Annotated in this window: 12 protein-coding genes; 9 read left to right on the plus strand and 3 right to left on the minus strand. The window is 59.3% G+C overall.

The genetic code is table 11. From position 1 onward, the window contains the following. Nucleotides 1–184 precede the first annotated feature (184 nt). The 8 genes from etsA (at nt 185) to J0X03_RS14665 (ending at nt 10,025) form a co-directional block, all read left to right on the plus strand. Nucleotides 185–1,375, plus strand: coding sequence for a macrolide efflux RND transporter periplasmic adaptor subunit EtsA (gene etsA / locus J0X03_RS14630; protein WP_458252030.1), 1,191 nt, complete (start codon nt 185–187; stop codon nt 1,373–1,375). After that, a complete protein-coding gene (locus J0X03_RS14635) occupies nt 1,372–3,309 on the plus strand; it encodes a MacB family efflux pump subunit (protein WP_033642649.1) in 1,938 nt (645 codons plus the stop codon). Before etsA ends, J0X03_RS14635 begins: the two co-directional genes overlap by 4 nt. Before the next feature lie 3 nt (nt 3,310–3,312). Next, entirely contained in the window at nt 3,313–4,680 is a 1,368-nt protein-coding gene (etsC, locus tag J0X03_RS14640; RefSeq protein ID WP_160204167.1) for a macrolide efflux RND transporter outer membrane subunit EtsC, read from the plus strand. Between the two features lie 414 nt (nt 4,681–5,094). Then, nucleotides 5,095–6,597 (plus strand): glycine betaine/L-proline transporter ProP, encoded by a 1,503-nt coding sequence (proP, locus tag J0X03_RS14645; RefSeq protein ID WP_025302375.1) that lies wholly within the window; start codon nt 5,095–5,097, stop codon nt 6,595–6,597. A gap of 98 nt (nt 6,598–6,695) precedes the next feature. Next, a complete protein-coding gene (locus tag J0X03_RS14650) occupies nt 6,696–7,622 on the plus strand; it encodes a LysR family transcriptional regulator (RefSeq protein WP_101453149.1) in 927 nt (308 codons plus the stop codon). A 108-nt stretch (nt 7,623–7,730) separates the two neighbouring features. After that, on the plus strand, nt 7,731–9,356 hold the full coding sequence (locus tag J0X03_RS14655; RefSeq protein ID WP_046686837.1) for a GMC family oxidoreductase: 1,626 nt from the start codon (nt 7,731–7,733) through the stop codon (nt 9,354–9,356). A gap of 129 nt (nt 9,357–9,485) precedes the next feature. Continuing rightward, nucleotides 9,486–9,653 carry a hypothetical protein gene (locus J0X03_RS14660; RefSeq protein WP_159085273.1) on the plus strand — a complete coding sequence of 56 codons (168 nt, stop codon included), beginning with the start codon at nt 9,486–9,488 and terminating at the stop codon, nt 9,651–9,653. 102 nt (nt 9,654–9,755) lie between these two features. Continuing rightward, nucleotides 9,756–10,025 carry a hypothetical protein gene (locus J0X03_RS14665; protein ID WP_033642645.1) on the plus strand — a complete coding sequence of 90 codons (270 nt, stop codon included), beginning with the start codon at nt 9,756–9,758 and terminating at the stop codon, nt 10,023–10,025. A gap of 56 nt (nt 10,026–10,081) precedes the next feature. Here J0X03_RS14665 and J0X03_RS14670 read toward each other — a convergent pair whose 3' ends face one another. The 3 genes from J0X03_RS14670 to J0X03_RS14680 form a co-directional block, all read right to left on the minus strand. After that, complete coding sequence (locus J0X03_RS14670) at nt 10,082–10,633, minus strand: hypothetical protein (RefSeq protein ID WP_033642644.1); 552 nt, start codon at nt 10,631–10,633, stop codon at nt 10,082–10,084. Further along, entirely contained in the window at nt 10,599–10,880 is a 282-nt protein-coding gene (locus J0X03_RS14675) for a hypothetical protein (RefSeq protein ID WP_033642643.1), read from the minus strand. The genes J0X03_RS14670 and J0X03_RS14675 overlap by 35 nt, the downstream gene beginning before the upstream one ends. A 142-nt stretch (nt 10,881–11,022) precedes the next feature. Then, nucleotides 11,023–11,475: a PaaI family thioesterase gene (locus J0X03_RS14680; RefSeq protein ID WP_033642642.1), complete on the minus strand. Its 453-nt coding sequence runs from the start codon at nt 11,473–11,475 to the stop codon at nt 11,023–11,025. 237 nt (nt 11,476–11,712) lie between these two features. On the opposite strand from J0X03_RS14680, the gene J0X03_RS14685 reads away from it, so the two are divergent. Continuing rightward, nucleotides 11,713–13,053 (plus strand): anaerobic C4-dicarboxylate transporter, encoded by a 1,341-nt coding sequence (locus J0X03_RS14685; protein ID WP_033642641.1) that lies wholly within the window; start codon nt 11,713–11,715, stop codon nt 13,051–13,053. Nucleotides 13,054–13,194: the final 141 nt, after the last annotated feature.

Raw genomic sequence — 13,194 nt, forward strand, 5'->3', positions numbered from 1 at the left:
GTATAACGCCCAACGCAGCCGGTTGCACACCCGGCGGATAATAACTCACCGTGATCTTTAACGGGAAAGCCTTTACTATCCCCTTTCCAGCGGGAAAGCGCCTCACGTTTAGCGCCAGTTCAAGCTGGCGCTGCCATGATGGCAGACTGGAACCGCCGCTTTTATCGTTATGGAAAACCTGGGTATGTCATCACTGAAACTCCCCTCCCGCCGTCTGGCGTTGATCGCCGCCATCGTTTTCATCGCCGTCGCCGTCGCGCTGGCCATCTTTTGGCAACGCCCGCCGCAGCAGGATTACGTTACCGCGCCGGCCCGCCTGGGCGATATCGAAAACGCCGTGCTGGCCACCGGGCGGCTGGATGCCATCGAACGCGTCAACGTCGGCGCCCGCGTCTCCGGCGAAGTCAAATCGCTGAAGGTCAAGCTGGGCGATCGCGTCACCAAAGGGCAACCGATCGCCGACATCGACGATCTGCAACAGCGCAACGATCTGCGCAACGCCGAAGCGGCGCTGAACGTAGTCAAAGCCAATATGTTAGCCAAACAGGCCTTGCTGAAACAGGCGGAGTCGCGTTTCAAACGCCAGCGCCGCATGCTGAACGACGAAGCCAGTTCTCGGGAAGACTTCGAGACCGCCGAAGCCTCGCTCGCCACCACTCGCGCCGATCTGCAGGCGCTCAATGCGCAGTTGGTGCAATCGCAGATCGAAGTCGAGAAGAAAAAAATCGATCTGGGCTATACCCGCGTGGTTGCGCCGATGGACGGCATTGTTATCGCCGTGGTCACGCAGCAGGGACAAACGGTCAACTCCAGCCAAAGTGCGCCGACCATCGTCAAGCTGGCGCGGCTGGATATGATGACCATTAAGGCGCAGATCTCCGAAGCCGACATCACCCGCATTTCGCCGGGACAAAAGGCTTACTTCACTATTTTCTCCGATCCGGATAAGCGCTACGACGCCACGCTGCGCACCATCGAGCTGGCACCGGAATCGGTGATGAAAGACGACTCGCTCGCCGGCACCAGCTCCGCTTCCGGCTCCGGCACCTCGAACGCCTCGGTCTATTACAACGCGCTGCTGGACGTGCCAAACCCGGAAAACCGCCTGCGCATCGCCATGACCGCGCAGGTGTCCTTGCTGCTCGGCGACGCGAAGAACACCCTGCTGGTGCCGATCCAGGCGGTGCATAAAATCGATGGCAAAGAGCAGCAGGTGCAGGTGCTGACCCAGGACCTGCGGTTGGAAACGCGCAAAGTGACCACCGGCATCACCAACAATGTCGACATTCAGATCCTCAGCGGCCTGAAAGCCGGTGAAACCGTGGTGCTGTCGCAGCCCGCCGCCAAATCGGCTGAGGATGGCATCTTCCTGTGAACGCGATCATCGAACTAAAAGGCATCAGCCGAACGTACACCAACGGCGGTCAAGCGTTAACGGTGTTGAAAGACATCGATCTGACCATCGCCGCCGGCGAGCTGGTGGCGATCATTGGCGCCTCCGGTTCCGGCAAATCGACGCTGATGAACATCATGGGCTGCCTCGACGTGCCGGATCGCGGCGATTACTACATCAGCGGCCAGAACGCCGCCCACCTGTCGCCGGACGAATTGGCCCGCCTGCGCCGCGAACATATCGGTTTTATCTTCCAGCGCTATCACCTGATGCCCGATCTCAGCGCGCTGGGCAACGTCGAAATCCCGGCCATCTACGCCAATGCCCGGCGCGATCAGCGTCGGCAGCGGGCGGCGCAATTGCTGGCGCGGTTGGGGCTTGAGGGACGCGAAGACCACAAACCCGGCCAGCTTTCCGGCGGCCAACAGCAGCGTGTCAGCATCGCCCGCTCCCTGATCAACGGCGGTGAGATCATCCTGGCGGACGAACCGACCGGCGCGCTGGACACCCAATCCGGCCAGGAAGTGCTGGCGATCCTGAGCGAACTGAATCAGCGCGGCCACACCGTGGTGATCGTCACCCACGATATGAAAGTGGCGCAACATGCGCAGCGCGTCATCGAACTGCAAGACGGCAAGATCATCGCTGACAGCGGCCGCAAGTCGGCGTCCGGCCCATCGTTGCCGCCGCCGAACCGCAGCCGGCAAAGCGGCTGGCAACGCCTGATCGACCGCACCCGCGAATCGCTGCACATGGCGCTGAAAGCGATGAACGCTCATCGTCTGCGCACCGCGCTGACCATGACCGGCATCATCTTCGGCATCGCCGCCGTGGTCACGGTAGTGGCGCTGGGCGAAGGCGCCAAACAGCGCACGCTGGAAAACCTCAAAGATCTCGGCACTAACGTGGTAAGCATCTATCCGGGCCGCGATTTCTTCGACGACGCCATCGACAGCATCCGCACTCTGGTGCCGGCCGATGCCGACGCGCTGGCGCAGCAAAGCTTCGTCGACAGCGTCAGCCCGGAAGTAGACGCTTCCGACAGCATCCGTTTTCGCAGCAAATCCGCCACCGCCTCGATCACCGGCGTCGGGCGCGACTATTTCCGCGTTAACGGCGTCGAGCTGTTACAAGGCGTGACTTTCCGCGACGATCGTAATGCGCTGCAGGAAGTGATCATCGACGACAATGCGCGCCAGGCGCTGTTCGGCGATTTCGGCGTCGAGCCGCTCGGCCAAATCGTGTTTCTCGGCTCGGTGCCGGCCCGGGTGATCGGTGTGGCGAAAAGCAATCGCAACTACGCGCCCAATCGCATCACTGTTTGGATGCCCTACAGCACGGTGATGTATCGCATGGTAGGCAAACCGACGCTCAGCGGCATCACCGTTCGGCTAAAGGACAATGTCGCCAGCGAATCGGCCGTCACCGCTATCACACAGCTGTTGACCCAACGCCATGGCGTAAAAGATTTCCGTTTGTACAACTTCGATAAAATCCGGAAGTCCATCGAACGCACGTCAATGACTTTCAGCCTGCTGATCCTGATGGTGGCGTCCATCGCGCTGGTGATCGGCAGCCTGGGCGTGATGAACATCATGCTGGTCTCGGTGACCGAACGCACCCACGAAATCGGCGTGCGCATGGCGGTCGGCGCGCGGCGCAGCGACATCATGCAACAGTTCATGATAGAGGCGGTGCTGGTCTGTCTGATCGGCGGCGCTTTGGGCATCGCGCTGTCGTTCGCCGCCGGGTCGCTGTTCACCTCGCTGGCGGGCGGCATGTTCACCGCCATCTATTCCTGGCAAGCCGCCGCCACGGCATTTTTCTGTTCAACCTTAATCGGCATGATCTTCGGTTATCTCCCCGCCCGCAAAGCGGCAAGGATGGATCCGGTCGTTTCATTGGCCAGCGAGTAACCCATGAAAATTTTATCTCCCCTGGCGTTAAGCCTCGCCGCCCTGCTCACCGCCGGCTGCGGCAATGCCCTGAAAAGCGACTACCGGGCGCCGCAGGTCAACTATCCTGCGGGGTGGCAATACGCTGCCGACAACGCCGCGCCGACGCCGTTCGACTGGCGCGATTTCCGCGATCCCGAGCTCGATCGTTGGCTGCAACAGGTGATGGCGAGCAATAACGATCTGGCCGCCGCCGCGCTGCGCGTTTACCGCGCGCGGCTCGAGGCAGAACGCGTCGGCATCAGCACCGCGCCCGGCGTCAGCGCCTCATTAGGCAGCAGCATTAATCGCCCGCTGTCCGAGTCCTCCGCGTGGAATAAAACCAGCAACGCGTCGCTCACCACCAGCTATGAGGTCGATCTGTGGGGCAAGCTGGCGCGCCAGCGCGACGCGGCCGAGTGGAGCAGCCAGGCTTCCGTGCAGGATCTGCAGGCGGCGCGCCTGAAGCTGTTGGCCGACGCCGCCACCAACTACTGGCGCATCGGTTTTCTCAATCAACAAATCAGCGTCAGCCAGGCGAGCATCGCCTATGCCAAAACGACGCTGCGGCTGGCCAACGCCCGTTATCAGGCCGGCAGCATCTCGGCGCTGGACGTAGTGAATGCGGAACAAAACTTGCTGACGCAGGAACGCAGCCTGGTGGCGTTACAACACGATCGTCAACAGGCGCTGAACGAACAGGCGGTGCTGCTGGGCGCGCCATCAGGCCAAGCCACCATCGCGCCCGCGCGCCTGCCGACGACGGCGATGCCGCAGATCAACACCGGCATTCCCGCCAGCGTCCTGAGCCGTCGCCCGGATCTCAGCGCTCAAGAGCTGCGGTTGCGCGCCGCCCTGGCCAACGTCGATGAAAAACGTCTGCAATACTATCCCGCGTTCAGCCTGACCGGTTCACTGGGCGCCAGCAGCAGCGCGCTGCTGGAATTCCTGCGCAACCCGACGGGCAGCCTCAGCGCCGGCCTGACGCTGCCGTTCCTGCAGTGGCGGCAAATGGGCGTGGAGATCAAGATCGCCCGCAACGACTATGAACAGCAAGTTCTGGCCTTCAAGCAGGCGCTGTACAAAGCGATGGGCGATGTGAACAACGCGCTGTCACTGCGCACGCAGCTGCTGGCGCAGGAGACGCAGTTGCGCGCCTCATTGGCGTTGGCGCGTAAATCGGAGCGGTTGAACGAGGTGCGTTACCGACAGGGCGCCATCACCATTACCGACTGGCTGAACGCTCAGGATCAACGCCGTCAGGCGGAACTGGCGGTGGATGAGAACCGCTTCGCGCAGTACCAGAATCTGGCGAAAATCTATCTCGAATTCGGCGGATCATCGGCGCCGTAATCTCAGCGACCTGGCCACCTGGCCAGGCGTTTTTTTAGCGGCGAACACATCAATTTTTCCTGTTTTATCTCCCGTATTCTCTATACTGGAAACACCATCAATCAGCCGAAAAATCGCCAGATCGCACAATTATCAGACCATTCTCGCACCAAATCGGTGCAAACACTTAAGTTAAACTGCTGGATTTGATCGCCGCAAGATATAACGTTAAGCTATAGATGCAAAATAATTAGTCACCTAAATGACATAACATCGGCATGAGAGACGCTATTTTGTGATCCACATCCCAACTTAAATGTGGATAATGAATCGTCTTGAACCGCGATTCGATTAGCCGATTTGATAACTCGAAAACAACAGTGAACGGAGATTACGCTTTCACGAACAACGAATAATTCATTAAGGGATGATTATATGAAGTTAAGAAAAAAACGACATAAACCGATGCACATTAACGACATCACCATCATCGATGACAGCAAACTCAAGAAGGCCATTACCGCCGCGGCCCTCGGCAACGCAATGGAGTGGTTCGACTTCGGCGTATACGGCTTTGTCGCCTATGCGCTTGGCCAGGTCTTCTTCCCCGGCGCCTCTCCCGGCGTGCAAATGATCGCCGCACTGGCGACCTTCTCCGTCCCCTTCCTGGTGCGTCCGCTCGGCGGTCTGTTCTTCGGCGCCATGGGCGACAAGTTCGGCCGTCAAAAAGTGCTCTCGGTCACCATTATCATCATGGCGGTCAGCACCTTCTGTATCGGCCTGATCCCGTCCTATGCGTCGATCGGCATCTGGGCGCCGATCTTGCTGCTGCTGGCCAAACTGGCGCAAGGCTTCTCCGTCGGCGGTGAATATTCCGGTGCGGCGATCTTCGTCGCCGAATACTCACCGGACCGCAAACGCGGCTTTATGGGCAGCTGGCTGGACTTCGGCTCCATCGCCGGCTTTGTGATGGGCGCAGGCGTAGTGGTGCTGATCTCCAGTATCGTCGGCGAAGCCAACTTCCTCGACTGGGGCTGGCGTATCCCGTTCTTCATCGCCGCGCCGCTGGGCCTGATCGGTCTCTACTTGCGCCATGCGCTGGAAGAAACCCCGGCGTTCCAGCAGCACGTGGACAAGATGGAGAAAGAGGATCGCAACGCCATCGAGAATCCGCCAAAGACCTCGTTCAAAGAGATCGCGGCCAAACACTGGAAAAGTTTGCTGGTGTGCGTCGGTATCGTGATTTCCACCAACGTGACCTATTACATGCTGCTGACTTACATGCCGAGCTACCTGTCGCATAACCTGCACTACTCGGAAGATCACGGCGTTCTGATCATCATCGCCATCATGATCGGCATGCTGTTCGTGCAGCCGGTGATCGGCCTGACCAGTGACCGCATCGGCCGTAAGCCGTTTATCATCGGCGGCAGCATCGGCCTGTTGGCGTTGGCGATCCCGTGCTTCATTCTGATCAACAGCAACGTCATCGGCCTGATTTTCGTCGGCCTGCTGGTGCTGGCGGTGCTGCTCAACTCCTTCACCGGGGTGATGGCCTCCATCCTGCCGGCGATGTTCCCGACGCACATTCGCTACAGCGCGCTGGCGATTTCGTTCAACATTTCGGTACTGATCGCCGGTGCGACGCCGACCGTTGCCGCCTGGCTGGTGGAAGCGACCGGCAACCTGTACATGCCGGCCTACTACCTGATGGTTGTTGCGGTGATCGGTCTTATCACCGGTCTGTACATGAAAGAAACCGCCAACAAGCCGCTACGCGGCGCGACGCCGGCCGCCTCTGACCGCTCCGAGGCAAAAGAGCTGCTGCAGGAAACCTACGACAACATCGAACAGAAAGTCGAGGACATCAACGCGCAGATTGCCGAACTGGAAAAGAAAAAACAGATCCTGATCGACCAGCACCCCAAACTGGACTGATTCGCTCTGACAAGCAAAAACCACCCGCCCGGGTGGTTTTTTTTGCCTGGCGTGCACAGAGTGGTAACTTGACCCGGCGGATGCCGAAGGAGAGATGAATGAATCAGTTTCAGGAGATGGCGACCTATATCGCCGTGGTCGAGGCCGCCAACATCAGCGCCGCCGCCCGCCGCTTGGGCACCACCAAGTCGGTGGTCAGCAGACGCATCCAGCAGTTGGAGACGCGCCTTGGGACTGTGCTGTTCGAACGCGGGAAAACGCTTGGGCTGACCGACGCCGGCCACCTGTTCTATCAGCGCGCCGTTCTCATATTAAGCGAAGTGAGCGATGCCGAAGAGTCGGTGCGAACACTGCACGGCCAACTGCAGGGCCCACTGCGGTTAACCGCGCCGATGGCGTTCAGCATCCGCTATCTGGCGCCGCTGTTATCCGCCTTTATGGAACAATACCCGAACCTCAATCTGGACGTGGAGTACAGCGATCGCCTGGCCAATCTGAATCAGGAAAATTTCGACGTCGCCATCCGTATCGGCGCCTTGGCGGATTCCGACCTGATCGCGCAGCGCATCTGCGCCAACCGTCACTTGATTTGCGCCAGCCCAGCCTATCTTGCGCGTCAAGGCACGCCGACGCACCCGCAACACCTGCAACAGCATCAGGGGTTGCTGTATATTCACCGCGAGCCGACCGGCATGCTGCAACTCCCCATCGAAGGCGAGATCCGATCGTTTCGTATCGGCAAACGCCTGCGCACCGATAATGCTTTTCACCTGCTGGCGGCGGCGAAAGCCGGTTTGGGCCTCGCCATCCTGCCCGCATTTATCGCCGCCGATGCGATACGCGCAGGGGAACTGCGCATTGTGCTGGCCGCCTATTCACCCGACGGCGGCGACATTTCCGCCGTCTATCGCCGTTCAAAACGCGCATCCCCCAAGATCAAGGCGCTGGTGGACTTTCTGAGTGAGCACATTGGCCCTACGCCCAGTTGGGAAACCGCGCTGTCCCCTTTCCTGACGTCAACCTGAAAGGTTCGCAGAACGCGAACAGCAGGTTCGAATTTCGCCCGCTTGTCGCTTTTATCTCCGGGTTTTAGTCTGCAGAACACACCTTCCGCCCGCTCTGGAGACTACGCCATGAAAGACCTGTCACGCCGTCAGCTGATATCCCAAACGCTGGCCGTTTCAGCCGCCGCCACGCTCAGCGCTTGCGCATCAAGTTCCGCGTCGGCGGCGCAAACACAACCGGCCCAACGCGCCAGCGAGCCATCCACCTTCGATGTGATCATCGTCGGCGGCGGTTCCGCCGGCGCGGTGATGGCGGCTCGCCTCAGCGAAAACCCAACGCGCCGGGTCCTGCTGATAGAGGCCGGGCACAGTTACGCGCCCTACGATTATCCGCGCCTCATCGCGAACAGCGACGTGCTCGGCGCCAATGGCGACCCGGAATTCGAATGGGGATACCGGACAGAACCCGGCTATGTCAGCCACGCGATCGGCGCCATCCGCGGTAAAGTCCTGGGCGGCAGTTCAGGCGTCAACGGCGCCGTGGCGATCCGCGCCCGCCCGGAAGATTTCAAACGCTGGGATCTGCCGGGATGGCGCTATCAGGATCTGCTGCCCTCCTTCAAAAAACTGGAGACTCGTCATGGCCTGCACGACCGCGCAATCCATGGCGATAGCGGTCCTTTCCCCGTCGTGCAACTCACATTGGATGACATCACGCCAATGCAACGCGCTTTCGTCGCCGCCACGCGCGCCAACGGCTATGACGCCATCGACGATTTTGACGGCCCTTCAGCGAATGGCGTCGGCCCCTACCCGATGAATATCGTCAACGGTGTGCGCGTTAACACCGGCATGGCCTATCTGGATGAGAAAACGCGCGCCAGAGACAATCTCATCCTGCGTGCCGATACGCTGGTCGACCGCGTGATATTTGACGGGCAGCGCGCGATCGGCGTTCGCCTGGCCAGTGGCGAAGAAATCCATGCCGCTGAAGTGATCCTGAGCGCCGGAACCTACGGCAGCGCCGCCGTTTTGATGCGATCCGGCATTGCGCCTGCGCAACAGTCGAAGCGTCTGGGGATCCCCGTCGTCGCCGATTTGCCCGTCGGTGAAAACCTGGTCGATCACCCCTTTTATTACAATGCCTACGCAGCCCGCCCCGACGTCATCGGCAGCCAATCGCCGGTTATCGGCGCCAAGCTGTGGACCCGCAGCAGCCGGGCGGAACCGGAGGAGCTCGATCTGCACATTACCGCGACGCATCTGTTCCCACATGACCAAAGCCCCACCGGCGTCGGTTTTGTCCTGGCGGTGGCGCTGACCCGGCCGCAATCCACCGGACGCATCTGGCTGGAAAGCCGCGATCCGATGGCAGCCCCTCACATTGACCTTAACTTCCTGGCGCAAGAGAGTGACCGTGTTCGCTTGCTGGAGGGGGTTAAACTGGCGCGAAAAATAGGGCAAACCGCTCCGCTGTCTACGCTTATCCACAGCGAGCTTGCGCCTGCCGCAGACAGCGACGAGGCCATTCTGGCCTCGATGGCGGCGACGTTGGATACCTATCATCACCCGACCTCCTCCGCGCCGATGGGGAATGCCGGCGACCCGAAGGCGGTCGTTGACCTTCAGGGCCGCGTGCACGGCGTGCACGGGCTTCGGGTTGTCGACGCCTCCATTTTCCCCGACGTGCCCTCCGTCGCCACTAATGTGACGACGATCGCCACCGCCGAGCATATCGCCCGCCACTATGCCTGACCGTTTGGCGGCAAGATAGGCTGTTGAAACCCGGCCGGTCATCCTGATGGCCGGCCTTCGCCATTCCGCAGCGGCACAATCGAAATAACGGCGGCACATTTTATCCTGCCGGGAAACGGTGTTACCCTTGTGGCACCGTCACCTCTGCAAAACATTATCATGGGCAAAATGGATCTTCCCGTCATCATCGGCATCCTGGTTATGCTAACCCTGTGGCTCGGCGCGCTCTTCAACATCGGCGATCTCAGCCTCACCATTTCGCGCCTGTTTCACTGGTTCGAAAGCCAGCGTGGATAGCCTGGGTTCGCGATAACGCAGGCGGCGAGCAAACATCGGCTATGATTGATAGACGTTACGTCATTTTCCGAGACTGTCGCTCGCGATAAAGAGGACCGCATCATGACCGACTATGTGTTCTACAATCAGATCCTGACCCGACTGGCCGCCAATCATCCCGGCACGCTGGATGAGAAAACTTACGAACTGTGGAAGCAGGACGCCACCAGCCCGCACGCCTTCGCAGATCCCTTCGCCTATCTCAAAACCAAGGGGCTGATACAGGCCTACGTGATGAGCGACATCGACGAGAACAACTATGATATCGATCCGCACCAAACGCGGATCACCGCCGCCGGTCTCGACTTCATCCGCAGCGGCGGGTTCAAATAAGACGCAAAAAACCGCCCAACGGCGGTTTTTTTACCCTAAAAAGCGTCCGGACAGTTTCAGGCGGGGAAAGGCCGATAAAAAATACGCAGCACTTCACTGTCGCCCTGGCGTAGAAAACCGCCTTCCGGCTGCCAGCGCAGATCGCGCGCCAGATTGAGATTCTCCCAGCCGACCGCGCCTCCCACGCCGATGCAAAGATTTTTATTGCCTGCGGCAAATCCCGCGCCGGTGCCGATCATGGCATGCAGCAATCGGGGCGAGGCCGCGTCGCGCATGGAGAATATCCCGATAAAACATCCCTGCGGGGCGCGCAGCATATCCGCCATGGTGCGGATCTCGGTATCGTCGGGGCTGACGAAATGTTTGTACTGCTTATCGAACACCGTCAGCCACAGCTGCTTGTATTTCGCCTTACTGAGCGCGCCGGAACGGTGGGCGCACAGCACCACCGCATCCCAACACATCTCCCCGCTGAGCGAAAGATACTCTTCCGTATTCTCCTGCGGCTTATCGGCATAATGCCGCGCAAATTCAGCGGCATTCAGATGCGGCGGCACGGCCTGTTTGGCGACGTCACTCTTGTAGCGCTTGAAATTCAACCAATGCATGGGAAGTCTCCTCTTCACCCGATAGATTAATAAATCCGCAGCCGTGAATAAGACGAGCCATCAAATCCAGCGCGTCGTCGGCAACGGCGGTGTCGTCGTCGTTCAGCCCCTGTTCCACCGCCCGCTCAATGGCACTCATCACCGACGTCGCGCTGGTTTCTTCCCCTTGCGCTACCACGTCCAATACGGCTCTGCCGATCGCCAGACAAAGCTCATGATCAAACTCAACCTCTTTATACGGCTGCATACTCACCCCGATAAATTTTTACCCAAGAATACTAGACCACAATGACGCATCGCGCCTGCAGCCGTATCGCGGCGATCGGTGCAGCCGACAGAGAAATGCATCAGGCCCCGGATGGAAGAACCGGGGCCTGATAAATGGCAGGTTATTGTGGCGGCTGTTCGGTAGAGCGAATGATAAAGCAAGTGGCGGTTGCCGAAGCCAGCAATTTTCCTTCCGCCGTTTTGAGCGTGCCTTCCGCGAAAGCGACGTTTTTCGACGCATAGACCAGACGCCCCTCGGCGATCAGATCAATCTCCTTCGGCACCGGGCGCAACATTTTCACCTGCAGATCGACGGTGCCATAACCCGTCCCTGCGCCCAGCGTACTGTGCACCGCGCAACCGGTCACCGAGTCCAAAACCGTGGCGGCGAAGCCGCCATGAACGCCGCCCAGCGGGTTAAGATGGCGTTCGTCGGCCCGCGCCACGATGCGGATATATCCCTCTTCAACCGCGGCCGGTTTCATGGGCACCGTTTCAGCGATCGAAGCCGGTGGAATTTTGCCGGCCATCGCTGCCTGTAATAACGCCAGCCCCGTCATTTTTGTCGGATCCATAACTCTCTCCTCTGGTGGTAAATCCGTCATATAGGAGAGGTCTGACCTCTTGGCTTGCTTTTTCGTGCTGATGCCGCTTTCCGCACGCTCTCTATGTTCTTTGAATGTGACCGACATCACTCTTTAAGGTCAATAACCATAATTTATTAATGCCTTTAGATTTAAAACAACTTTCTGCTGTAAACGCCGCCGGAAACTGAACGCAGTTAAGTTCAACATTATTAAGGCGTATCTATCATGGATTTCTTTCTGCAATTAGCGGTTATATTGGCATGCCTGCTGTATGGGGCGCGTAAAGGCGGCATTGCGCTGGGGTTGCTGGGCGGTATCGGTTTGATGATTCTGGTGTTCGGCTTTCACCTGCAGCCCGGCAAACCGCCGGTAGACGTGATGCTGGTGATCATCGCGGTGGTGGCGGCCTCCGCCACCCTGCAGGCCTCAGGCGGGTTGGACGTCATGCTCCAGATCGCCGAGCGGATGCTGCGGCGCAACCCGCGATATGTCTCAATCATCGCGCCGTTCGTCACCTGCATTCTCACTATTCTTTGCGGCACCGGCCATGTGGTGTACACCATCTTGCCGATCATCTATGACGTGGCGATCAAAAATAACATCCGCCCGGAACGGCCAATGGCAGCCAGCTCGATCGGCGCGCAGATGGGCATTATCGCCAGCCCAGTCTCGGTGGCAGTCGTTTCACTGGTGGCGATGCTCAGCAGCTACACCTTCAATGGCCGCCATCTGGAATTCCTCGATCTGCTGTCGATCACCATTCCTTCCACCCTGTGCGGCATTCTGGCGATCGGTATCTTCAGTTGGTTCCGCGGCAAAGACCTGGACAAAGATCCCGAGTTCCAGAAATTCATCTCGGTGCCGGAGAACCATCGCTACGTCTATGGCGACGCCGCCACCCTGCTGGACCGGGTATTGCCGCGCAGCAACTGGATCGCCATGTGGATTTTCCTCGCCACTATCGCCCTGGTGGCGGTGCTGGGGGCCTTTTCCGACCTGCGGCCCAGCTTCGGTGGCAAGCCACTTTCCATGGTCTTGGTGATCCAGATGTGCATGCTGATGGCCGGGGCGCTGATCGTCATCATTACCCGCACCAACCCGGCGTCTATCTCTAAAAACGAGGTGTTCCGTTCCGGCATGATTGCCATCGTGGCGGTGTATGGCGTCGCCTGGATGGCGGAAACCATGTTCGGCGCGCACCTGACGCAGATAGAAGCCACGCTGGGCGTGCTGGTGAAAGAGTACCCCTGGGCCTATGCGCTGATCCTGCTGCTGGTGTCGAAATTCGTCAATTCGCAGGCCGCCGCGCTGGCGGCGCTGGTGCCGGTGGCGCTGGCGATCGGCGTCAACCCGGCCTATATCGTCGCTTCGGCGCCGGCCTGCTACGGTTATTATATTTTACCGACCTACCCCAGCGATTTGGCGGCAATTCAGTTCGACCGCTCCGGCACCACCCGCATCGGCCGCTTCGTGATCAATCACAGCTTCATTCTACCGGGCCTGATCGGCGTCAGCGTCTCCTGCGTCTTCGGCTGGATCCTCGCCGCGGCGTTCGGTTTCTTATGATCTGTAGTGTGGAGCCCTGCGGGGCTCCCTGCAGGCAGGGGGGCGGCATGACAAGAAAGGAAAAAAATGCAGGCGCAATGCGAATTTCAGGCACAAAAAAACCGCCTCTCGGCGGTCTACGACATTACTACTTATTGCTTT

The organism is Serratia ureilytica (assembly GCF_017309605.1).
GTDB classification, from domain to species: domain Bacteria; phylum Pseudomonadota; class Gammaproteobacteria; order Enterobacterales; family Enterobacteriaceae; genus Serratia; species Serratia ureilytica.